The sequence below is a fragment of the Nocardia carnea NBRC 14403 genome, assembly GCF_000308515.1.
Taxonomy (GTDB): Bacteria; Actinomycetota; Actinomycetes; order Mycobacteriales; family Mycobacteriaceae; genus Nocardia; species Nocardia carnea.
On sequence record NZ_BAFV01000126.1, the window covers coordinates 137,684 to 158,771 of the forward strand.

The 21,088-nt window shown below is 67.5% G+C and carries 23 protein-coding genes; 8 read left to right on the forward strand and 15 right to left on the reverse strand.

The window, feature by feature from the left end; translation table 11 throughout:
* Positions 1-14 precede the first annotated feature (14 nt).
* From ON22_RS35155 to ON22_RS34185, 7 genes are read right to left on the reverse strand one after another with little or no spacing between them, the layout of a single operon-like run.
* Positions 15-821, reverse strand: coding sequence for a class I SAM-dependent methyltransferase (locus ON22_RS35155; RefSeq protein WP_051158447.1), 807 nt, complete (start codon positions 819-821; stop codon positions 15-17).
* Positions 818-2,005, reverse strand: coding sequence for a metal-dependent hydrolase family protein (locus ON22_RS34160; protein ID WP_033247088.1), 1,188 nt, complete (start codon positions 2,003-2,005; stop codon positions 818-820). Before ON22_RS34160 ends, ON22_RS35155 begins: the two co-directional genes overlap by 4 nt.
* On the reverse strand, positions 2,002-2,343 hold the full coding sequence (locus tag ON22_RS34165) for a cupin domain-containing protein (protein ID WP_033247087.1): 342 nt from the start codon (positions 2,341-2,343) through the stop codon (positions 2,002-2,004). The genes ON22_RS34160 and ON22_RS34165 overlap by 4 nt, the downstream gene beginning before the upstream one ends.
* Positions 2,336-3,496, reverse strand: a complete 1,161-nt coding sequence (locus tag ON22_RS34170) for a nucleotidyltransferase domain-containing protein (protein ID WP_033247086.1) — start codon at positions 3,494-3,496, stop codon at positions 2,336-2,338. The genes ON22_RS34165 and ON22_RS34170 overlap by 8 nt, the downstream gene beginning before the upstream one ends.
* A complete protein-coding gene (locus ON22_RS35160) occupies positions 3,493-4,356 on the reverse strand; it encodes an NAD(P)-dependent oxidoreductase (protein ID WP_081596043.1) in 864 nt (287 codons plus the stop codon). Before ON22_RS35160 ends, ON22_RS34170 begins: the two co-directional genes overlap by 4 nt.
* Positions 4,349-5,098: a ferredoxin gene (locus tag ON22_RS34180; protein WP_051158449.1), complete on the reverse strand. Its 750-nt coding sequence runs from the start codon at positions 5,096-5,098 to the stop codon at positions 4,349-4,351. The genes ON22_RS35160 and ON22_RS34180 overlap by 8 nt, the downstream gene beginning before the upstream one ends.
* The gene (locus ON22_RS34185; RefSeq protein WP_051743140.1) at positions 5,083-6,267 is read right to left on the reverse strand and encodes a cytochrome P450; all 1,185 of its coding nucleotides are present in this window, start codon (positions 6,265-6,267) and stop codon (positions 5,083-5,085) included. Before ON22_RS34185 ends, ON22_RS34180 begins: the two co-directional genes overlap by 16 nt.
* A 200-nt stretch (positions 6,268-6,467) precedes the next feature.
* Here ON22_RS34185 and ON22_RS34190 point away from each other — a divergent pair, with 200 nt between their 5' ends.
* Positions 6,468-7,583 (forward strand): helix-turn-helix transcriptional regulator, encoded by a 1,116-nt coding sequence (locus ON22_RS34190; protein WP_033247085.1) that lies wholly within the window; start codon positions 6,468-6,470, stop codon positions 7,581-7,583.
* Between the two features lie 17 nt (positions 7,584-7,600).
* Positions 7,601-8,176, forward strand: a complete 576-nt coding sequence (locus ON22_RS34195) for an HD domain-containing protein (RefSeq protein ID WP_033247084.1) — start codon at positions 7,601-7,603, stop codon at positions 8,174-8,176.
* A gap of 30 nt (positions 8,177-8,206) precedes the next feature.
* On the opposite strand, the gene ON22_RS34200 is transcribed toward ON22_RS34195, so the two are convergent.
* Positions 8,207-8,395 (reverse strand): hypothetical protein, encoded by a 189-nt coding sequence (locus ON22_RS34200; protein ID WP_033247083.1) that lies wholly within the window; start codon positions 8,393-8,395, stop codon positions 8,207-8,209.
* Between the two features lie 98 nt (positions 8,396-8,493).
* Between ON22_RS34200 and ON22_RS37155 the strand changes: the two genes are divergently transcribed.
* Positions 8,494-8,658, forward strand: coding sequence for a hypothetical protein (locus ON22_RS37155; protein ID WP_156052420.1), 165 nt, complete (start codon positions 8,494-8,496; stop codon positions 8,656-8,658).
* A 62-nt stretch (positions 8,659-8,720) separates the two neighbouring features.
* Here the strand turns inward: ON22_RS37155 and ON22_RS34205 are convergent, their stop codons facing one another.
* A complete protein-coding gene (locus ON22_RS34205; RefSeq protein ID WP_033247082.1) occupies positions 8,721-9,050 on the reverse strand; it encodes a hypothetical protein in 330 nt (109 codons plus the stop codon).
* A 109-nt stretch (positions 9,051-9,159) separates the two neighbouring features.
* Between ON22_RS34205 and ON22_RS35165 the strand changes: the two genes are divergently transcribed.
* Positions 9,160-10,272 (forward strand): hypothetical protein, encoded by a 1,113-nt coding sequence (locus ON22_RS35165; protein WP_156052419.1) that lies wholly within the window; start codon positions 9,160-9,162, stop codon positions 10,270-10,272.
* 407 nt (positions 10,273-10,679) lie between these two features.
* Here ON22_RS35165 and ON22_RS34220 read toward each other — a convergent pair whose 3' ends face one another.
* Entirely contained in the window at positions 10,680-10,979 is a 300-nt protein-coding gene (locus ON22_RS34220; RefSeq protein WP_156052418.1) for a hypothetical protein, read from the reverse strand.
* Positions 10,980-11,082: 103 nt separating this feature from the next.
* Positions 11,083-12,330 carry a hypothetical protein gene (locus tag ON22_RS34225; RefSeq protein ID WP_156052417.1) on the reverse strand — a complete coding sequence of 416 codons (1,248 nt, stop codon included), beginning with the start codon at positions 12,328-12,330 and terminating at the stop codon, positions 11,083-11,085.
* Between the two features lie 398 nt (positions 12,331-12,728).
* Here ON22_RS34225 and ON22_RS35170 point away from each other — a divergent pair, with 398 nt between their 5' ends.
* Both ON22_RS35170 and ON22_RS34235 read left to right on the forward strand, forming a co-directional pair.
* Positions 12,729-13,346 carry a DUF6088 family protein gene (locus ON22_RS35170; RefSeq protein ID WP_156052416.1) on the forward strand — a complete coding sequence of 206 codons (618 nt, stop codon included), beginning with the start codon at positions 12,729-12,731 and terminating at the stop codon, positions 13,344-13,346.
* Positions 13,346-14,362 (forward strand): nucleotidyl transferase AbiEii/AbiGii toxin family protein, encoded by a 1,017-nt coding sequence (locus ON22_RS34235; protein ID WP_033247078.1) that lies wholly within the window; start codon positions 13,346-13,348, stop codon positions 14,360-14,362. The genes ON22_RS35170 and ON22_RS34235 overlap by 1 nt, the downstream gene beginning before the upstream one ends.
* 102 nt (positions 14,363-14,464) lie before the next feature.
* Here the strand turns inward: ON22_RS34235 and ON22_RS34240 are convergent, their stop codons facing one another.
* Positions 14,465-15,709 (reverse strand): DUF1173 family protein, encoded by a 1,245-nt coding sequence (locus ON22_RS34240; protein WP_157170464.1) that lies wholly within the window; start codon positions 15,707-15,709, stop codon positions 14,465-14,467.
* A 382-nt stretch (positions 15,710-16,091) separates the two neighbouring features.
* Here ON22_RS34240 and ON22_RS34245 point away from each other — a divergent pair, with 382 nt between their 5' ends.
* Positions 16,092-17,051 (forward strand): hypothetical protein, encoded by a 960-nt coding sequence (locus ON22_RS34245; RefSeq protein ID WP_156052415.1) that lies wholly within the window; start codon positions 16,092-16,094, stop codon positions 17,049-17,051.
* 69 nt (positions 17,052-17,120) lie between these two features.
* Here ON22_RS34245 and ON22_RS34250 read toward each other — a convergent pair whose 3' ends face one another.
* The gene (locus ON22_RS34250) at positions 17,121-17,696 is read right to left on the reverse strand and encodes a P-loop nucleotide/nucleoside kinase family protein (protein ID WP_231508770.1); all 576 of its coding nucleotides are present in this window, start codon (positions 17,694-17,696) and stop codon (positions 17,121-17,123) included.
* 11 nt (positions 17,697-17,707) lie between these two features.
* Here ON22_RS34250 and ON22_RS35175 point away from each other — a divergent pair, with 11 nt between their 5' ends.
* Positions 17,708-19,048: a tetratricopeptide repeat protein gene (locus tag ON22_RS35175; protein ID WP_156052414.1), complete on the forward strand. Its 1,341-nt coding sequence runs from the start codon at positions 17,708-17,710 to the stop codon at positions 19,046-19,048.
* Positions 19,049-19,555: 507 nt separating this feature from the next.
* On the opposite strand, the gene ON22_RS34260 is transcribed toward ON22_RS35175, so the two are convergent.
* Both ON22_RS34260 and ON22_RS34265 read right to left on the reverse strand, forming a co-directional pair.
* On the reverse strand, positions 19,556-20,440 hold the full coding sequence (locus tag ON22_RS34260) for a hypothetical protein (RefSeq protein ID WP_156052413.1): 885 nt from the start codon (positions 20,438-20,440) through the stop codon (positions 19,556-19,558).
* 15 nt (positions 20,441-20,455) lie between these two features.
* Positions 20,456-21,001, reverse strand: a complete 546-nt coding sequence (locus tag ON22_RS34265) for a hypothetical protein (RefSeq protein ID WP_033247074.1) — start codon at positions 20,999-21,001, stop codon at positions 20,456-20,458.
* Positions 21,002-21,088: the final 87 nt, after the last annotated feature.

The window sequence follows — 21,088 nt, forward strand, 5'->3', positions numbered from 1 at the left end:
TTTCGGGGGAGCGACTATTGGATGGTTGCGGTGGCGACGATATAGCCCTTGGGGTCGCGCCATGCCTCGCCGGGGTGCGTGCGGAACCAGTCGTGGATATCGGCGGCCACCGCATCCAGAACCTCGCCACGGTGCGGGCTTTCGGCGTCGATGCCGCAGAAGGAGAACAGGGCTTCGGCGAACCGGATCAGTGGGGCGGGGGTATCGAAGGCTAGGGCGTTGTCGTTTTGGTGGATCCGGATATCGCCGAATACGTCGTTCATCAGGGTCGGCAGGGTGCCCGAGTGCACGGTGTTGACCATGTCGGCTACCGGGGTGAGACCGTGTTCGGTGGCGCGGTCGCAGACCAGTTGGCGGGTCCGCGCGCAGGTGGCGGGATGGTTGACGGTGACGGCGACTCGCCCGCCGGGGCGGGTGATGCGCCGGAACTCGCGCAAGGCGCGGGCGGGATCGGGGACGTGGTAGAGCATGTGGCGGGCGGTGGTGGCCTCGAATTCGTTGTCGGCGAATGGTAGGGCTTCGGCGGTGCCGAGCACGCCGTCGACGCCGGACAGCTGTGCCGCGGCCGCGACCATCGCGGCGGAGGTGTCGAGGCCGACGAGGCGGCCGCGGTGGCCGTGGGCGGTGAGGTGGGCCAGGAATCGGCCGTCGCCGCAGCCGATGTCGGCCAGTGCTTCGGTGCCGGTCAGCGCCAGCGCGTCGAGGACCGCGGCGATCGGGTCGTCGTCGCGTTCGCTGTGCTGGGCGTGGGTGTCGATCCTCACCTGCAACGGGCTGGTCGAGGCGTATTCCGATGACAGGCTGGGTCCGGGACTGGTCACGTTTTCTCCTCGTCGTCGGGTGTGGCGGTGGTGTAGTGCAGCCGACCTGCTGCGGCGATGAGGGTCGGTGCGGTGAGCAGGTCGAGATCGCGGGTGGGGTCGCCGGGTACCGCCAGCAGGTCGGCGCTGTGCCCGGCGGCGAGCGTACCGGTGAGGTGGCCGATCCGGAGCGCGTCGGCTGCCTGGCGGGTGGCCAGGTCGATCACTTCGGCTGGGGTGAGGCCGAGGTCGGTGTAGGCGGGCAGGGAGTCGGGGTAGCGCCCGGGTGGGGTGTGGGGGATGCCTGCGTCGCTGCCGGGGATGAGTCGCACGCCGGTATCGAGCATGATCTGGAGGTGGTGGCGGCGCACCGGCCATGGCAGCCGGCCGGTGGCGGATCTGGCCAGGTGGTTCAGCGTCGGGCAGACCGGGATGCGGCGGTCGGCGATCTCGCGAACCAGGCCGGGGTCGAGGTCGAACCCGTCGCGGGTCATCCAGGTGCAGTGCTCGATCGAGTCGACGCCTGCGGTGACGGCCTGCCGGATTCCGGCGGTGCCGTGGGCATGGGCTGCGACGGGTAGACCGTGTTCGTGCGCGGCGGTGACGGCCGCGGTGATCTGGGTATCGGTGAATTGGGGTTCGTAGGGTGAGCTGGCGCCGCCGGTGGTGAACCCGCCGGTGACCATGATCTTGATCCAGTCCGCGTCTCGTGCGGCATTGGCGGCGACGAGTTCGTGGATGCCGGCGACGGTGTCGGTAGCGCCGCCGAGCTGGTGGCAATGACCACCGGGCACCGTGAGCGGGATGGTGGCGGTCAACACCCTGGGCCCCGTGTAGGGCCGGGCGAGGGTGTCGGTGTCGGTGTAGTGGGGTGCGCCGAGATCGCGCACCGTGGTGATACCCGCATCGAGCACCTCGCAGAGCCCGGCGCGGACGATCGCGGGTATCTCGTCGCGGTCGGTGTCCTGGCCGGCTCGTGCGGCGCCGCCGAATGCGAGGTGAACGTGGGTGTCGATGAGGCCGGGCAGCAGGGTGGCATCCGGTAGCTCGATCCGGTCGATGCCCGGACCGCGCCATTCGGTGGGCAGCTCGTGCGCTGGTCCGATCCAGGCGATGTGTCGGTCGTCGATCACGACCGTCCCGGGGGCCAGGGCTGTGCCGAGACCGGTGAGTACCCGTGCCGCCTCGATGATCTGGCCGGTCATGTCGACGGTTGTCCTGGTGTGTGCCGGTCGGGGTCGGCGAAGACTTCGATCACCAGTGTTCCCGGCGCGACGACCGCCGCGTGTGGCTCCTGATCGGCGAGGCTGAAATGTTCTCCGGCGCACACGGTGCGGGTGCCGGCGCCGGTGTCGAGTTCGACGTGTCCGGCGAGGACGACGCCGAGCTGGGGTCCGTGCCGGTGAGAGGGCACCCGGGCGCCGGTGGGGAAGGTCCAGAACACGACCTGGCCGTGCGGGCCGGCCAGCAGGTATCCGCGGCCGTGCGGGAACGGCGGGACGATGACGGGAAGTCGCTGGATCCAGTCCGGCCACTCATCCATGCGCGGGCCTCCTCGGTGTCGGGCCCGTCGCGGTGGTGGGGCCGGTGTAGGTTGTCGCGGGTTGTGCTCCGAAGTTGTGCGCGCTCAGGTGCTGGTAGTAGTCGCGGCGCAAGCCCTGAAGGTGCTGGCGCAGCACACGGTTCGGGTGGTCGATACCGCGACCGAATTCCACCGGCGAGATCCGCCTCAACGCCTCGAGCGACGACAGCCCGGCAGGAACGGTGGCGTCCTCGATCGCGGTGAGGGTGACGTGCAGCGCCGATCCGGCCGCGCAGCGGAACCGGGTCGGGCCGTAGCCGATGATCGTGGCCGCCAGCACCGCCCGCTGGAACCCGTCGAGCAGGTGCACTCCGTCTGGGATGCTGTGCAGGGCTGCGAGGAGATCGTCGTGGGTGGACGCGACGTCGAACAGGTAGCAGGCGGCGGTAATGACCAGGTCGTAGGCGATCGCATCGGTGATCGGCATGCGTGTGCTGCGTTCGCGGGCGCGCACCAGCTCGGCGACGACCCCTGGGCGAAGGGCCGTGCACACCAGCGGGTTGTCGACCAGGTCGCTGTAGCGTTGCGGGCCGCCGGCCAGGCCGGAGACTGTGGCGACAGCGCGCAATGCTTCGAGGGCGGTTTTGACCCGCCACGGTGTCGCCGCCGGTGGGCTGTCGGGGCAGTAGATCGTCGCCAGCTGGTGGGTGAGCCCTTCCAATCCTTCTCGCCGGCCGATCCGTGGTTCCGCCACACCGGCCGGTGTCGGGCCGGCCAGGGGCCGGTCGGCGGCGTGATGCAGGTCGGCGCCGAACCGGCCCGCGACCGAGCCGAGATCAGCGCGGTGCACGGTGAATACGGTGGTGTCGATGTCGGGATGTGTCTCGAGCAGCGCCCGGGTGAACTTCTCCACCGCCGGCTCCGCGTTCTCCAGGTGGTCGACGACAGCGACCAGGTCCACGTCCGACCCCAGGGTGTAACCGGTGCGGCCGCGGCGCACCGCGGGTTCTCCGCGGGCCAGCGATCCCGACAAGCAGATGCTGGTGTCCTCGCCGAGGTGCGTGCGCGCGTGGTCTCCGACCGTGCGCGTGTAGGCAGCGAGGTGCTGGTTGACCCGCCGGCACGCTGATGCGGGGGCGGTCGCGGTGTGGGAGAACCAATCAGGGGTGGTCATGGCCGGTCCCCGGTCGCGCCGACGATTGCCGACATCTCCTGCTCACCCAGCCCGAGTTTCAGTGCCCGCTGAAACCGCTCGGCGGCTGCGGTGATCAACGGCGCGGGCAGGTCGCCCAGCGCGGCGGTCGTGTAACGCAGGTCCTTGGCGATAACTGCCAGTGAGCAGTCGGTCAGGCCGTGCTCGCCGGCGATCATCGCCTCGCCGTAGGCGCTGGCGACCGGTCGAGCCCACCCGTATCGCGACCACACCGCCATCACCTGTCCGGTGTCGAGTCCGAATGCGGCGGCGGTGGTGAAGGTTTCGGCGAGTCCCGTCAGGATCACCGCCGCCAGCGCGTTGTTCAGCAACTTGACGGTCGCCGCGGCCGCGGCGTTCTCGCCGATATGTACCTGGTCTTGGGCGATGACCCGCAGCAGCGGGGCGGCTGCCGCGAGGTGGGTGGCGGTGCCTGCGGTGAAGGCCACCAGGGTGCCGTTGTCGGCGCCGGGCCGGCTGCCGGTGACCGGGGCCAGCACCGGCCGGGCGCCCATGGCGCGCGCTTGGCGCATCCAGTGGTCGGCGTAGTCGGGGGAGAGCGTGGAGGATTCGAGCACGAGGGCGCCGTCGGCTGTGGTGAGCGCGCCCTCGTTGCCGAACCATATCGCCCGGCTGGCCGTGTCGTCGTGTACGAACGACCACACCGCCTGTGCGCCGTCGGCGGCCTGCGCCGGGGACGCGCATACGATGGCGGGGCCCTCGATGTGGGCGGTGGTGCGGTTGTAGCGGCGCAGTGTGAACCCGCAGGCAGTCAGGCGGGCTGCGACCGCGTTGGCCATGATTCCGGCGCCGAGCAGCGCCACTGTTATCGGTTCACTCATCGCCGCCGCCGGTGCTGTAGAGCAGCCACACCATCGTCGGCTGCCACTCGTATCGCACGTCGAGCTGGGGGTAGCGGGCGGCGACGTCGACCGAGGCGATACAGGCGTCGACCTCGCCGCGTGCGGCCGCGCGTGCGGCCAGCGGTTTGGCGTTCACGGTCACCAGCCGTGCGCCGGGCGCGTACCGGGTGGCGAAGATCCTGGTGGCGGGATGGGTGGCCACGGTCTGCACCGGTGTCCGCCCGGGTAGGTCACGGTGGACTGCCAGGCACATCGGCTTGGTGGGGCTTTCCCAGCAGCGTTGCAACCGCAGGACTCCGGTGTGGCCGAAGTGCTGATCGACCCAGGAATCGGTGGTCCGGCCTTCGGCATCCAAGGCGAGGTATCCGGCGGCGACCAGCGCGCACAGGTCCTGGTCGGCGGCGAGTGTCATCGCGTCGGCGAACGAATCGACCAGCCGCACCAGCGTGGTGTGTTTGCGTGCTTCAGCGTCGGCGTCGGTTCCGGCCGGCCCCAACGTCACGATCGGAGCGTCCAGGTGAAACGCCGCAGGGTTGGTTTCGCACACCGTGATCGCGGTATTGGGGCAGCACGCTGCGGCGGTGCGGGCCTGGTCGACTCCGATCGTGGCACCACCGACGGTGGCGATGCCGTCGACCAGCTGTAGGTTCTGTCCGGCGATCGGCAGGCACACCCCGGTGCCCGCACAGCGGTCGCGGTCGATGATCAGTCTCGCGTCCATGCCACGTCCAATCGCTCGAGGGATCGCACCACCCGGCCCGACCGCCAGATTCCGGCGTCGTCGGGATCGGCCAGCCGAAGCCCCGGCAGCCGGGTGGTCAGGGTTTCCACTGCTATGCGTGCTTGCAGCCGCGCGACGCCGGCGCCGACGCAGTAGTGGGTGCCGTGCCCGAACGCCAGATGCGGCAGGCGCGCACCGCGATCGAAGGTGAGGGTGTCCGGTACGTCGAATACTTTCGGGTCGCGGCCCGCGGCGTGCATCGCCGGAATGATCGCGTCGCCGGCACGCACCCGTACGGGCCCGAGCTGCATGTCCTCGGTGGCGACGCGGGTGAAGCCGCCGCCGACACCGACCGGGACGAACCGCAACAGTTCCTCGACCGCGACGGTGATCGTTTCGGGTCGGGCGACCAGGTGCCGGTAGTGCTGCGGGTCGCGCAGCAGGGCGAACAAGGCGCTGGACAGAAAGACCGTCGGTGATCCGCGGCCGCCGATCAGGCAGGCGATGATCAGGTTCAATACGTCCTCATCGCGGTTGGCGGACTCGCCGAGCAGTGCGAACAACCCGGTGGGCTGCTCGGCGGCCATCTCGCGGGCCAGCTCTTCGCATTCGGCCCGTGCCGCCGCCAGCGACTCGGGCGTCGCGTCCCGGGCGGTGAGCGCATCACCGAGTTCGAATACCTGGGTGCGGAAACGCTCGGGCACACCGAACATTTCGCAGACCACCGCGGCGGCGAATGGTTCGGTGAATCCGGCCACGATGTCGGCCGGCTCTCCGCGGTCCTCCAACTCGCTGACCAGCCGTTCCGCCAAGGCGGTGACCGCCGGTGTCATCGCGGTGACCTGCCGTGGCGCGAACATCGGGGCGATCACCGACCGCAGCGCGGAATGACGTGGAGGATCGGTCGCCAGAATTGCCGCCGCCGGAAGCACCTCGGTCGACAGCCGCGCCACATGCGGGGAGTTGGCCCGCTCCCGCGAGAACCGGGGATCGGCCAGCACCCGCCGCACCAGCGCGTGATCGGTGACCAGCCAGCCCCGCGCGCCGCTGGGTAGCTCCACTGCCGTGACCGGCCCGCACCGGCGGTAGTCCGCCTCGAGGTCCACCGTGTGGTGCTCTCCGAACGGATACCGCAGCGGACACGACATCCTCGGATTCTCGGGATTCATTCGGGCACGCTCCTTCGCTGAGGCCACGAGTGAGACGCCATTCGCGCCACCGTGTTTCACGGGCCGCGCGCTGGTCGCCGATACGATCGATCCGGTCAGTGAATCGATGTCATCGACGGTATGCTGAGCTGGCCGATGCCTGAACTGACCGGCAGTACGAGTACGCCCGGCACTCATCGCGAAAACGTCAAGGACGATCCATGGGCACGCCCCGCGAAACCCCGACCCCCAGTCAGGGTTCGGCGCGCGGCGCGGTCGCGGGCTTCCTGTTGAAGCTGATGCGCGAGTCGGCGCAGCTGACACAGGCCGATTTCGCCGAGCTCGCCGGAGTCGACACCACCACCGTCTACGGGTGGGAATCCGGCCGCCGTCCCGTGGCAGGTCTGCGGGCCGGGGATCTGACGCGGCTGCGCATGCTGCTCACCCGCCACGGCGCGCCCCCGCACGCCATCGCACTGTTGAGCGACGCGCTGGAAGCGGACCTGATCATCAGCGAAACCGCCTACACCGACCCCACCGCGGTCGCAGCCAGCCAGCATCCCCTGGCCGTCAGTGTCCACCAGCGCACGTTGGCCAACCTGATCACGTGGCCGGTCACCGGGCGGCCACCCGCACAGCTGGCCGACCTCAGCAGTCCTCGCCGGCGGGGCCCGCGGCCGTCGAGCCCGGTCATTTCCGCCGCCGACCGGCACCGGTTCTTCGACAACCTGCTCCTGGCCGCGGACCGCTGCCGCTGGCCCGAGGACGCGCTGCTGCGACGCCAGGCCGCCTACCTACTGGGATTCGACGACCGGCCCGAATCAGCCGATTGGCTCGCTGGTGAACACTCCCGAGCCCTGCATTCGACCGTCAGCACCCAGGGCCCCGGCTGGCTGCGAGTACGGTCCTCGGCGATCGCGCTCGCCGCCGCCGGAGACCGCGATCCGCTACGCGCCTACCTGTCCCGGCTCCACGACGACCACCCGCAGGAACAAGCCAACCTCAGCTACTACGCCTACTGGGTCGGCGAACTCGGCGCAGGCCCGGTCACCACCGACACCGCGATGATGCGCGCCGAGGTCAACACCTGGTCTGGTGAGCGTCTGCTGCGCCACCTGCTCGACCGGCTGCACCCGGGCAGCGGGCAAGCCGATCTCTACGCTCACACCCTGGCCGACCTGATCGCCAGCCACCCGCACCTGCTCGCCGCCAACCCCGCACTGCGGGAGGCCACCCGTGCGGCACTCGAACGGATGAGCGGAGACCCCGAGCTGATGCCGCAGGCCCGCCACGATCTGGCTAACGTGGCCTACGCACTACGTCTTTCCAGCCGATGACGCGGAGGAACACCACCATGGATGCACAGCAGCTGGGCCCCGACGCCGCAGCCGAAATCGCTGCCTTCGCCTATGAGCTGGGAAACCTCAAACGCGAACCCCGCAAAGGGTGGCGCCAAGCCCACGTCCCGAACCCGGAATCCGTCGCCGACCACACCTGCCGAGTCGCCCAACTCGCCTCCATCATCGCCGCCGTCGAAGGCGCCGACCCCGCCACCGCCGCCCACATGGCAATCTGGCACGACAGCCAGGAAACCCGCACCGGCGACAACAACAAAACCTCCACACCATTCATGACCGTCGCCAGCCACGAAGAGGTCACCGCCGCTCAAATCGCCGGCCTCCCACCCGCAGCACAGCAGGCATTGCGGCGCACCGTCGCCGAATTCGAAGCCCAAACCACCCCCGAAGCAATCTGCGCCCGCGACGCCGACCGGCTCGAATGCCTCATCCAAGCCCTCGAATACCAAGCCGCGGGAAACACTCTGATGGAGGAATGGATCACCGACTCCTACCGGAAGCTGAAAACAACCACCGCGCAACAGATCGCCGACGCCGCCCAGAAGATCTCACCGCTGAAGTGGCGCCAGTAACAAGCAGCTCAGCTCGCCGAACCGGGCAGGTCAGTATTCGCTGAGGAGAAGGTAGGCGTCGCCCGCCAGTCGGGTAGCAGCGATGGAGACCGGCTCCATCGGCTCGGTCACCTGCTCCCCGTGCTGGTGCCGGACAATGGTGCAGCCCACTCGGCAGTACCAGCGGCGGTCGCGGTGGCGCTGCACATCGAGGTGGTCCACGCGAAGGGTGCCCGCCACACCACCGGTCGCGATACCGGGCCCGGTGATGTCGTTGGTGACACTGGTCGATCCCTCGCTCTGGGGGCAAGGCCTTTCCCGCGGGGGTCAAAGCCATCGTGAAATCGCATCCCGCGGCCGCGGATGTGGCCAGCTTCCACGCCGGCATCCGAGCTGACAACCAGCGCAGTGTCGCTGCGATCCTCAAGGTCGCCGGAGTCGAATTCGTCGGCACCGCCGCCAAGGACGTATATCTCTGGCGTCACTACCGCTGGCCCCGCTGACGACGGCGACCACGATCCACCCCTGCCGCCAGCCAGCACGCATCGTGGCCGGATACCGGGTCTCAGGGCTCGATCGGCGCGGCGTCGATCACGAGGCGGATCAGAATTTGCGTGGCGTGTTCGAGGTAGGCGTCAACCGCGGCGGCCGCCACCGGATCCAGATCCAGCTCGGCGGGCAGGGCATCGAAGATCTCAAGTACCACCTCGACGACATCGTCGGCCGTGGGCACATAGCCGGGCTCGGAGATTATCTCGCTCAGCCAATCCAGACCGGCCTCGAACTCGGCATCGACAGCGGCCAGTAGCGCGGGGTCGCCGACGGCCCGGACGAGATCACGCAGGACCAGATCGTCATCGAGTCGCAGCAACGCGAGGGTGTACCCGACCTCCATACCCCAGTGTGCCGCAATCTCTCGATTCGGACCGGGGGCGGTTTGACACGATCTGCACACTCATGAGGTGAGTGAATGTGGCGGTCTCGGCGGATTCGGTCCGGGCGCGTTGGTCGATGTGCTCTCCGGGTTCGATTACGGCTACCGGATGCGTTGTGTGTGCGGGGCGACGATCTGGCTGTCCGCACAGCAGTACTGGGATCAGTCCCTCGGCGATCCCACCGTGTGTGAGCGCTGTGGTGAAACCACGCATTTCGGCCCCTACACTGCGCTGCTGCGCGACGAGGACGATCGGGCGCTGGCCGATGAGATGGTAGGGCGGCTGGCGTGGTATCACACCAGCACATACCCGGATTGGCCCTCCTCATCGTTCGCTGCCGATGCCACCAGATTTCTCGATGAGCACCCGATGCGCGACGCGGTCGCGTTGGATGACCTGGCCGAGTACTCGCTGACCAAGGCCTTGCATGTGGGCACGTATGAGTGCGCGATTGAGAACATGTTGCGCCGGATGGACACCCAGACGCAGGTGGGTGTGCCGTTCTACCTGCACCGAGTGCAACTATGCGTGGCCGCGGGCGAGGTCAACGAGGGATACCGGGACGAGAACTACGACAGTGTCTCTCAGGTCCTGCTCAAGACGTTGGAAGCCGAGAACCTGTGGGCCCTGCGTTACCTCAATGTCCAGGAATCAGGCGGATCGCTGTCGTTGGCCATCGATCCCGCCGTGATCGTCAGCGTTCAGTCCATCGCCCTCCCGGTCCCCGCATTGGCGCCGGACCCGGATCCCGAACACCTCCAGACCTTGCGAACTCTCGATCACGCGGAGGCGGAGGAAGATGCGGCACGATCAGCGCAGTTTTCGAGCTGGTTCAAGGAGATCACCGGGAAATCCGATAGAGCGCTTGGGCGCAGTAGTGCGCGCCAGCGGCCGCCGCGGTACAGGCCCAGCAATACGGGCGTGGAATTCTTGTGTGAGAGGTATCTGGCCGGTGTCGGCTTGCCCGTGGGTGATGCTCTCGGGCAGGGCCTGGCCAACTGGTTCGACAGTGCTGGTTCGGCCGACGGTGCGCAGGATTTCTATCGTCAGTTCCTCGCTCACGCTGCCTTGTTGACCCGCCCGGAGGCGGTGGTGGCTGCGGTCAAGAAAGCTCCGGTGTGCGCCAGCCGAGACATCGATGTCGTTCGCGAGCGCAGGGCATTGCGTCACCGTGTCCCTTGAGGGCCCGGGTGATTCCAGACCTCGCTTCGCGCGAGGTGGCTACGATCATCGGTCATGAGCCTGCACGTGCCCGTGGCTGCCCGAATCGAATTCGCCGAGCTCATGGGTAGACACCACCCGAGCTATCCACCGACACATGCCTACGCCGGAACCAACCCCGAACGCGGCCGAGTAGGCGATCCGGGCCACTGCGAGGTCTGCGCGGTCGTCGGCCACGTCCGAGCGCATCCGAGTTACGGGTGCGGTGATATCGGGCTGCACCCGCAGTCATTGAACCGAGCGGCCCGCTGCGGCCCTCGCTGCGGCCGGTAACCCCGCACTACCGTTGTCCATCACCACCACACCGGCAGGCCGGCTGATCAAGTTCCGCTGAGCCGCGGTCACTGCTCTACACCGTGCATGGGGGGCTAGTTCGACGTTCCGCTCTGTCGGCTGTGATGCCGTTGGGTCCAATGCTGTATGCGGGCGGCGAGACGCTGTGTGGTGGTCGGTGGCGGGTCGGTGAGGGCTGCACGAATGCGGCGCACGATCTCGTCGGGGCCGAGGAGGGCGGCGAGGGTGGATTGCAGGATCGTCGCGACGTCGATTCCGGCGGTTCGGCACTCACCGGCAGCCGCCTGTAGCGCCTGCATGTGTTCGGGGCTGCGGTGGGTGTCGTAGGCGATGATTTCGGCTTGCAGGGCCATCACCAACTGGTCGTGACTCATCGCGGTAGCTCCGATCTTCGCTGTACGAGGACGTCCACCTCGGCCGCGGTTGGCGATGTGGGCCATGAATTCCAGTGTGCCTTCCTTGACCGACTCCTCGGGATCATGAGCGTGCACGCTGTTCGACCGATCCCACCGTGCGGGGCCGGCGACCGCGTGGTCCTCGCGTGAGCGTTGCGTGGATCCGCTCCGCAAGTAGCGACCACCACCGCGGCCCTCGCCGTGACCGTGCCGGTCGGGAGCCGATGAGCGCGCGGGCCCATTGCTCGGGGTCGAACAACTGGTCGTCGGTCAGGCCGGTGGCGTGGTGCAGGGCCCGCGGGTATACCCGGTCGTAGGCCCGGTTCAGCGCGGCGGCCTTCTCGGGGCGCATCAGCATCCACTCCGCGCACATCCACGTCGGTGTCCACGATGCCATCCCGGGCCCGGGATGCTCGGTGAGGTCGAGCAGGCCGCGCTTCTGTAGGCCACGCCAGAGCGAAGCCCACTGCCCGAACGGTGCGCCCTCGACCGGGGGCCGGTCGAACGCCTTGAGTGGCCGGGGCAGGTTGCTGGTGCGGACCACTGCCAGCAGCGGAAGGCCGAAAACCCGGGCGAAGTGGGCCCGGTGGGTGCCGTCGCCCCGGACGGCATACACCGGCCCGGCCGGTCCTTCGACCCGTTCCAGTGGCACCGGGTGTCGCAACTCGCCGACCACGAGCCGATCGATCCACGCCTCCAACGCTTCCGGGGTCGTGGCCGCGTGCAACGTGACGCAGAAACCCGCCAGCGAGCGCCGCGCCGGCTCGGAGCGGTCGAACTCACCCCACTGTTCGGGATCCGGCGTGGTCACGATCCGCTCCGGATCCACCCAGTCCAGGTAATACGCTCGCGCCTCAGGGCCGTCGCGCTCCTGCGGCACCGCCCGGGAACCGAAAACCGTGTTGTCCTGTCCGACCTGTGGTGCGGCCGCGTTCACTCGTGCCACCCGCTCGCCCAGCCAGGCCAGCAGTTCGGCACCCGGGTCCGGATCGCGGACCCAGAACATCTGCGCGGCGCGGAGGCCCGGCGCCGGCATATCGGCGCGCAGCGCAACCAGAGCCTCGCGCAGCACTGCACGCTCCGGCCGGTCGGCCGCCGCCCACAGAGCCTGTACCCAGTGGTCGTAAGAATGGTCGAGCTGGGCCTGTCGAATCCCGTCGGTTTCCTCAGCCGCGACTGCCGGCGATACCGACGGACCGGACACGGCCGCCCCGTCGAACCCGAGACGGCGCACAATCGCCTCCATCTCGTCCACGGTCGCTGACCAGCCCCGCAGGTCCAACCCACCCACCCGCGCGGTGAACACGCCCGACTCCGCTCGTTCGATCATCGGAACACCCACCCCCTACAGCAGTATTCGATTGGCCGCTGTCGAGTATCACCCGGGCCGGTGACAAGATCGGTAGGTTTCGTGGAAGTCGTCCGGACCGCCCGAATCCGCAGAGCCCCGGTGGACAACGGGTGGTGGACGCGCTGGCGGTACTCGCACAGCGGCAGGTCGGTGGAGAAGCCGGCCCACAGCGGTGAACCCCGTGGAGGCCACGGAGAGGGCGGTTCGGGCCGCGCCGTCGCCGCGGCCGCGCGCACCGGTCCGGCACCGGAGAAGTGTCACGGCCTGAGCTGATCAGGCCTGATCACGCGCATTTTCCCAGGTGACACGCGTGTCGTGGCGGCGGTCACGGTGCGCAGCCTCGCGTTCGTGACAGGTTTTCGATACAATTTCCTGTCATGAGGGCAGTAGTAGGTGACGCCAGCAAGGCGCTGGCGACCGTTCCGGTGGGTGGGTTCGTACACACGAACCGCCTGCCAGGATCTGCTGCTGCCGCGACCTCAGCGGTCAAACGCGCGCACCAGCGCGGGGAGGTAGTGCGTATCCGCAAGGGCCTCTACTTCAAGGGCGCCCAGACCCGCTACGGCACGACCCGGCCCTCGGCCGAAGCGATCGCGGCCGAGGTGCTCGGCGACACCGGTGCCGGGCCGACCGGGTTTTCCGCCGCCCGCGCGCTCGGTTTGACCACCCAGGTGCCGGCCAAACCGACCATGGTGGTGACCGGTCCGGTGCCCACGGGCGTGCCTGGGGTGAAGATCTCCAAGCGCAACAACCTCCGACGGCTGGCGTTGAACGCGCTCGAGATAGCCGTGCTCGAATTGCTGCGCGGTGACTGGGAGACCGCCGTCGACGGCGGATGGTCGGCGCTCGCTTCCACGGTCGGTGCATCGGTGGAGCGCGGCAAGCTGCGCTGGAGTGAACTCACAGCTGCGGCCGAAGCCGAGCATTCCCCGGCGCTGCGCCGTAATCTACGGCGCCTGAGTGAGGATTTGCGGGTATCGGGCATGCTGGCCTGATGGCCCCTCTGCTGCGTGAGCATCCCGACGAGCTGGCCGCGCTGATCGGCGCCGCCGCTTCCCAGCTCGACATCGACTTGACCTATGTGGAAAAGGACTTCTGGGCCCTAGAAGTGCTCAGGGCCACTACATTCCCGGTCGAGGTCAACGGTCAGTCCGGCACCGGCCCGGTGACGGTGATCTTCAAGGGCGGCACCAGTTTGTCTCGGGTCTACGGGTTGATCGAGCGGTTCTCCGAAGACATCGACCTCCTCGTGGTGTTCCCGGCAGAGGTGGAGGCCGGCGCCGGCGCGAAGGACAAGGCACTCAAGCAGGTGCGTGATGCCGTGACCGCGCACTTGGGCCTGCCCGCCGACGCGGTCGTGCCGAAGGAATCGACCAAGGGGGTCAAGCGCAACGTCAGCTACATCTACCCCGCACGCACCACGGCCGCACCGGCCGCGGAGGACTCGATCAAAGAAGGTGTGCTGCTCGAGATGGGCACCCGCGGCGGTACCTTCCCGACCGCCCGTCACGAGATCCGCTCGCTGGTGGCCGATTTCGCTATCAGCCATTTCGGGGATACCGCCGACACTTGGGCCGAATTCGCCGCGTTCGGCATCGACGTTCTCGCACCTGAACGCACCCTGTTCGAGAAGCTCTCAGCCCTACACGATGGTGCCACCCGTGCGCCCGACCCGAAGGCCACCGCCGCGCTGCGGCGAAACGCCCGTCACCTCTACGACATTCATTGCCTTCTCAGCGATACACAGGTCCGGGCCTCGCTGGAAGCACTTGGCACCGACGGTATCGCGCGATTGTGCGCGGACGTCGACGAGCACAGCGCGGCCGCAGGATTCAGCTACACCCCGCGGCCGGCCAGCGGGTTCTCCGACGGCCCGCTGCTGTCCGACAACACACCAGCACGTGAGGTCCTGGAAGCTGGATACCGCGACGCGATGGCACTGGTCTACGGCAACCAGCCCTCGATCACGGAGTGCCTGGCCTCGATCCGGTCGAATGCACACCTGCTGTGAACCGGCCACGAACCGGCCCGGCCACTGCTCACACGCCGTTGCAGATGAGTACAGCCGCGACGATCACGCTGAGCTGACGGATGGAAAACCCGGGGCCAAGCCCTATTCAAGGTGAAGATCAGGGAGAGGATCGGCGACGTTCCATTCAATCAGAGCGGTAGAGGACTGCTGGTAGATAGCCTGCTTTGCGGCTTTACGCTCTTCATACTCATGGCGACCAGGCAGTCCCCACACCTCTACCACGGTCCGATCTGGCGTGTCGGTCAGCACGAAATCCGGAAACACCGCGTCGGTGGTGTCGTAGCGCAGCGGTTTGACGAATGTACGTCCGGCAGCGATCAGGGCATCGGCCATCTGGACCTCATACGAGGAGTCGGCCGGTAGGTAGGCGCGGTTAGTCAGCATGACCGCGGCATCGGCGGCGGTGGCGAACCCGTTGCGGGAGCGCTCGATATAGAACAGCGCGATTCGGCGGCCGCCTGCGGAGTGCGCGGCCGCGGCAAAGGGGTGCCGGTAGCGGCGGCGGAGCGCGGCCTCGAGCCGCGCACTGAGGTAGATCCCTCGGTGTGGGCTCTGGTGGGCGAGCTGAACGCGGAACCCGAATTTGGATTCATGGATCGCCTTGATCTCACCGAGGATGAACCCGCGCCGGATCTGGTGGGTGTCGGTACGCAGCGAGGAGAGGAACTGATCGAGGGCGGCAAGGTTTGCCTCAGCAGAGGCCGGGCTGTAGGGCGGGACCACATGCAGCACCGATTCGGCGGGTTGACCGCTGATCGTGATGCCCGCGAGCTGCTCGGTCAACGCAGCGGACACCTCAGCCCAGCCGCGGCCCCGTGAGCCCCTGATCCACACCGGCAGTTTCGCCTCCTCCCACAGGTAGTGCATCAACCCCAGCAGTCCCACCGAGTGGCGGCCAAGACCGGGGCAGGTTTGCTGATTCACCGATAGTGGGAGATCCTCGCTTGGTTTGCTGGTCAGTGGTGCGCCGAACCTGACCGCGGTCGTACCGTCGACGGTTTCGCGGATCGCGGCCGATTCGTAGACTCCGCGACCGCTCATCGTGCGGTCGAGGCGGTGGAACGGGCATTCGGGTGCGTGCTTCGGTCCTTGGCCCGGCCAGACAGCGAGGTGGTGCCGTCCGGTGGTCTGGCTGCAACGCGTCACCAACGGCAATGCCGGTTTCCGGCACAGACAGGCCGCGGATTTGTGCGTTCGTGCAGCCGAGAGCAGCCGTGAGTAGCGGTCCGGTTCGGTCCGCACCGCAGCCAACCGCACTCGTCGCCCGACAAGTTCGACCCAGTCAGCCTGCCCCACTGCAATTTTCCTTGCGGCCGTGTAGTCCACGTTTTCAACGGTAGCGAGATCCGGTGGCCTACGCCCGAGCCGACGAGGCGCGGAAATGCGCTAGCTCGCCGATCGCGTTCCGGCGTTCGCTGTGACCCCCGAGACGCTGGTCGCCGAGCTGGGCACCCGTGCACGCCGGCCCCCTCGGGCCGGAGCTGCGCTAGTTTGGGCGTAGATGATCTGATCGAGATCGAAGCGAGGGGAGACGGGGGAGCGCATGCTTTTCGGTGGGGTCTGTGGTCGGCTGTCCGTGGTGGCGGCTGCGCTGATGGTGAGTGTCGGGGTGGGGGCGTGTGCTCCGCAGTCGTCTCCGAGTTCCGGTGTGCAGCCCACGCCGGTGGTTCTTCCGTATCCGGATTTCCTCAGCGCCGATCAGCGGCAGATGCTGGATTACCGGACACAGTTGCAGGCGGTAGATCTCTGCGGCTACCTCGATACCGAGGTTGTCGCCGGTATCGGGCCGGCCGACTATATCGGTGCAGGGGGCACCTATGACCAGTGCAGCACCAGTTTCTCCCCGCTGGCCGGTCCGTTGCAGATCAGAGAGATCACTGTCCGGTTCGGAACAACCAGCGGCAGTTACGGGACGCCGGTGGCGGGCACACCCATTCGGATCAGCGCTACCCCGGACCTGTGCAGTGCCTACATCCCGTTCGATGAAACCCACAAGCTGGCGTTGTCCTACACAGTGACCGCCCGCAGTGAGCTCACCGCCGTCTCCACAGGGCTCCGTGATGATCTCTGTCCGGTCGCGCAAACCGTCGCCGCTGCCGGGCTGGACCTGGTGGGGAAGCGGCCGCAACGCGCTGAGGCGCCACCGTTCACCGACCAGCCGGCGTTTCCCGCACACGCTCAGGTCAACCACCCGCTGGCCACTCTGGACGCCTGCGCGGTCTTGTCCACCGTTGCCGCCGACGCACCCGGCCTGCGTTTTTACCCCGGACCTGTGGGGTGGGGCTGCAATTTCAATCTCGTGCCCGCCAACCACGCCGATGGCCACCACATCACCTACACCTACGACTATCTTTCCAAGGCGCTCGTGCCCAGGAAATACAGCGACGAGGAAGAACGCATCACCGTCGCAGGTCATCCCGCGCTGCAAATCCGTGGCGACAAGTACACCAGCCCCGGCAGTTGCATCATCACCCTCGCCACCGACCCCGATGCCCGCGCCGAGGACAGCGATGGAGAGAGCTTGGAAGGCCACATGATTCAGGTCAGCGTGGACTACAGCGGGTGCGATGCCGCACGCAAGACAGCTGAAGCTATCGCAGTGCTCTACAACGACCACTGCGAAGCGAACCGGCACCGCTACCCAGCGATGACCCGCTGCCGCAGCTGACCGACCGCGGGTTGGATGCACTAATCGACCAGCGAAAGTCCGATCGACCGGCATCGCGGCCGAACCGTGCTATGCCCTTACACCCGTGGCGAACCGCGTGATTGTGTCGAGGTCGGGGTGGTAGCCGTTGCTGGTATCGACGGTCATGGCCGGTACGTCGAGCCGGACCGGATCGAAGGCGTCGATGGGTGATTCGCCTCCGGTGGTGATCGCGGTGACGAGGCCGCTGTCGTGGTGGGCCTGCCGGTGCGGGTCGGTGGCGGCACGGGCGGTGATGCGCTGGTGGATCAGCGCCGTGGGTGCCGTGCAGTGGATGACGCGGAGGTCGGCGATCTCGGCCAAGGGCAGCAGGTTCGGCTGCCAGCGCTCGTTTTGGAAGGCCGCTTCGGCTACCACGGTGACCCCGGCGCGGGCGAGGGTGGTGAGGATGGCGAAGAACACGTCGAGGGTGGGGGTGTTGAGGTCGTCGTATCCGTCGGTGGGGCTGCCGTGTCCGGAGAGCACCATGCCCTGTTTGATTTCATCGCGGAGGAGGGCCGGGACACCGAGGCGGTGGGCGAGTGCGTGCGCCAGAGTTGACTTTCCGCTGCCAGGCGGACCGGAAACGATCACGGTGATGGATTGGCCCATGCCGCATTCTGGCATCTCGTTCACGGTTGGTTCCTGCGCTAACGGTCGGTGTGGGTTTGGGCGAGGTGAACGCGCAGCCGGCAACAGTGTTGACCGAGCTGGGACGGCGGCCGGGAACCTTCGCCCAACGGTTGAACGAGCACGCCGCATTGCAAGGGCTCAGCAACCGGATGCACCCGAAAACCCCATACAGGTGGCTCGCCGGCGCTCGCCCCCGCGCCCCCTGGCCGGCCCTGGCCGCCGCGCTGTGCAGTGCCGAACTCGCCCGCGCGTGCACTCCCGCCGGGCTCGGATGGACCGTATCCTGTGCCGAACCGCTGGTTTTCGCCGATTCAGGGCTGGACGAACTGTGGACGGCTGAAGGGGCCTTGCGCGCCATCGCGGCCGTGACCGAGGCTGATCCCATGCAGCGACGGCACTTTCTCACCCTCGCCGGTACCGCGATCACTGCCCCCGCCCATCAGTGGCTCCTCGCCGCCCACGTCGGTGAGCTCACCAACGCTTCGGGAACCCGGATCCAGCCGGCCACGGTCGACGAGATCGACACCATGACTGCGAGCCTGCGCCGCATGGACGACCAACTCGGCGGCGGCACCCTGCTGACCATGGTCCGCGCACACCTACGCCACGTCCTGCACCTACTGCGCCACGCCAGCTACGACGACACCACCGGCCGCCGCCTGCACGCCTCAGCCGCCGAACTGCTCAGGCTCGCCGGCTGGCTGTGCTTCGACACCAGCCAACATGCCCGCGCACAACGGTATTGGGTCACCGCCCTGCGTACCGCCCACACCGCCGGAGACCGAGCGCTGGCCGCGAACATCCTCGGGTTCATGAGCTGCCAAACCAAAGACATCGGACAACCCCGCGAAGCCGCACTCCTCGCCGAAACAGCGATCACCGGCTACCCCGGTGCCAGCGGCCGGGTTTCGGCGATCCTGCACCTGCGCGCCGCCGAAGCCCACGCCGTCGCAGGCTCAGCCTTCGACACCCGACGCGCGATCGATGCGGCCTTCACCTACCTCGACAGCCCCGCAGACGGGGCACCGGATTGGAGCTACTGGCTCGACACCACCCACGCCCACGGCCAAGCCGGATACTGCTACCTGCGCCTCGGCGAACACGCCGACGCCCGCCGACACCTCCGCGCCGCCCTCCACGGCCAAGACCACAACGATTCCCGCGAAGGCGCACTGCGCTACACCCTGCTCGCCACCACCTACACCCGCCAACCAGACCCCGATATCGACCAAACCCTGCACCACGCCGGACATGCCGTGGACCTGCTCACCGACCAGGTCACCTCCACCCGGGTCACCGGCCACCTATCCCAGCTGCTGAGCGACCTCACCCCCTACCGACGCTGACCCGCCGTCCGCGAACTCGCCGGCCGCGTCCGCTCTCTCCAGGTTGCTACCAGCAGCAGAAGTAACTGATGTGCATCTGGGTCAGATTCGAGGCCGTGGCGTTCTGGGCGCGGATCTCAAGACCATCTGCGCGGCAAAGATGGTCGTGACCGCTCGGGGTGCCGATACTGAGTGAGGGAGGCGCGGTCGCGATAATCCTGGTCGGTGCGTCGCTCTGGTCCCGGCTGCGCCGGCCGCGGCGCTGGGCACGACCAGCGGCGAGGCGGCCGTGCCACCGGCCGGAAGTGACCACGCGACCGACGGCTGTACCTGGACCGGTCAGGATCGGTGCCGATCCGGGAACCACCGACACTGCGCATGCCTGAAGTACTACTCGATGACGACCGGGCGATCGTCCCCCAGGAAACCGGCTGGTGGCGCGGCCAGCGAGCACTCAGGTCGTGCTGAACAACCGCGGCATCTACAAAGTCTCACAGAGGCGCTGACTCTGATTCTGGAGAGGATCGGCTAACGCCCTCGCTCCAATCCTCGATCCCGCTCGCGCCCTCGGGTACGGCTGGACCTCATTTGCCCCGGTTGAGGGTGCCGATGGTGGGGAGCTTCTTGCCCCGGTGTCGGTTGGGAGAGACGTAGCATGTCCGCTGCTTCCCGGGCCGATATTGGAGTCCTCTCTCCCTCGCGTCGCAGACGGGCATTCTCTGCCAGGCGTTCCGCAGCTTCACGCTGTTTGCGTTCCCGCTCGGCCAGCTCCTGGCGTTCTCGCTGTTCTCGCTCCCGGGCCTCGTCGGCTTGTTTGACTGCTTCTTGTGTGCGCTGCCTCTGCTGAGCCTTCTCGCGGAGCTCCCTCGCCCTTTCCTGCCCGCGCAGCTTCGAGGAGTCGATCAGCTCCAATTGGTTGCGGTTCCGCTCCAGGTCCTTGCCGAGATCGCGGGCTTCGATCGCCTTCTGTTTGCTGACCTCCTCAACGCGGAATCGGCCGGGGAAGTCGCGGACCAGGGCCTCGAGTTCCTTGCGGACGAGCGAGTCGGCAGCCCCGCGCTGCATCACCCAGGACCCGCGCGCATTGGGGTCCATCCGGAGGAATTCTCGCTCCTTGGCGATCTGCTCCATCGTCAGCTCACCGCCGACCCGGTCACCCCATTTGTATTCGGTGAAGTCCCGGCCGCCGAGTTCGTTGACGCGGGCGGTGTCGTGCTTGCGCTCGCGGCCGGATGGCAGCTTTACGGACTGCTCGTGTTTCCACCCGTTCGCGCGTGTTTCGCCCCGGAGCTCGGCCATGCCCCGGTGGAACCAGCGTCCGAGGTCTTGGGATTTGCGGCCTCGATCGGAGGCTTCGCGCTGTCTACGACGGGCCTCTTCAGCGTCGCGCCGACGGATCTCGTCACTGGACATCCCCCCACGCCCTGGTCATCCGTGGTTCCGTCGCCTCTCGACACCTGGATGCGGTAGCCCGTGGGCTTCGGCGTAATCGACTGTCCGCGAGTACCAATCGGTAGCAACAGCTCCGAAACCCGCCTCGGCCGCATCGAACAGCAGATTTACCGGGTAGTCGACCTCGGAAGTCCAGTCGTAGCAGATCATCGGCCCGAACTCGTGCAGCACCTTGGCCTCGGGATCGTTCACCCACCGGCCACCGCAGTGCTTCACGAAGTAATCGCCGATGTAGCAGGTGAATTGGTTGACCAGGTCGACCTTGTCGTAGACCGAGTCCTCGTCTGGAAAGAAGTAGGGGAAGACGTCGTAGACCCAGTCCAGCGCCATCTCGTCGCTGTAGATGTCGACTCCCACCGGCATGGGCCCCACTACGTCACCAGCAGGGTTTTTCCAGTCGGCCGGCACCGTCGGCAAGGTCTCGGTGAACAGGTTGGCTATTTCATTCGCGATATGCGCCTCTGCCGACCACACCACCCATTCCGGATTGTCCTGCGCTGCTGCGTCGATCTCGAGGTCCATGGCCTGCCCCTATCCCCTCGCTGCCTGAGTCCTGTGCAGCGTACCCAACCCCCACCGACAGATACGAGGAGATCTATGGACGCACGC

Coding starts and splice junctions, on each gene's coding strand:
- ON22_RS34160 (WP_033247088.1), bottom strand. CDS start 2,005: ATGACCGGCCAGATCATCGAGGCGGCACGGGTACTCACCGGTCTCGGC.
- ON22_RS34165 (WP_033247087.1), bottom strand. CDS start 2,343: ATGGATGAGTGGCCGGACTGGATCCAGCGACTTCCCGTCATCGTCCCG.
- ON22_RS34170 (WP_033247086.1), bottom strand. CDS start 3,496: ATGACCACCCCTGATTGGTTCTCCCACACCGCGACCGCCCCCGCATCA.
- ON22_RS35160 (WP_081596043.1), bottom strand. CDS start 4,356: ATGAGTGAACCGATAACAGTGGCGCTGCTCGGCGCCGGAATCATGGCC.
- ON22_RS34180 (WP_051158449.1), bottom strand. CDS start 5,098: ATGGACGCGAGACTGATCATCGACCGCGACCGCTGTGCGGGCACCGGG.
- ON22_RS34185 (WP_051743140.1), bottom strand. CDS start 6,267: ATGAATCCCGAGAATCCGAGGATGTCGTGTCCGCTGCGGTATCCGTTC.
- ON22_RS34190 (WP_033247085.1), top strand. CDS start 6,468: ATGGGCACGCCCCGCGAAACCCCGACCCCCAGTCAGGGTTCGGCGCGC.
- ON22_RS34195 (WP_033247084.1), top strand. CDS start 7,601: ATGGATGCACAGCAGCTGGGCCCCGACGCCGCAGCCGAAATCGCTGCC.
- ON22_RS34205 (WP_033247082.1), bottom strand. CDS start 9,050: ATGGAGGTCGGGTACACCCTCGCGTTGCTGCGACTCGATGACGATCTG.
- ON22_RS34220 (WP_156052418.1), bottom strand. CDS start 10,979: ATGAGTCACGACCAGTTGGTGATGGCCCTGCAAGCCGAAATCATCGCC.
- ON22_RS34225 (WP_156052417.1), bottom strand. CDS start 12,330: ATGATCGAACGAGCGGAGTCGGGCGTGTTCACCGCGCGGGTGGGTGGG.
- ON22_RS35170 (WP_156052416.1), top strand. CDS start 12,729: ATGAGGGCAGTAGTAGGTGACGCCAGCAAGGCGCTGGCGACCGTTCCG.
- ON22_RS34235 (WP_033247078.1), top strand. CDS start 13,346: ATGGCCCCTCTGCTGCGTGAGCATCCCGACGAGCTGGCCGCGCTGATC.
- ON22_RS34245 (WP_156052415.1), top strand. CDS start 16,092: ATGCTGGATTACCGGACACAGTTGCAGGCGGTAGATCTCTGCGGCTAC.
- ON22_RS34250 (WP_231508770.1), bottom strand. CDS start 17,696: ATGCCAGAATGCGGCATGGGCCAATCCATCACCGTGATCGTTTCCGGT.
- ON22_RS34260 (WP_156052413.1), bottom strand. CDS start 20,440: ATGTCCAGTGACGAGATCCGTCGGCGCGACGCTGAAGAGGCCCGTCGT.
- ON22_RS34265 (WP_033247074.1), bottom strand. CDS start 21,001: ATGGACCTCGAGATCGACGCAGCAGCGCAGGACAATCCGGAATGGGTG.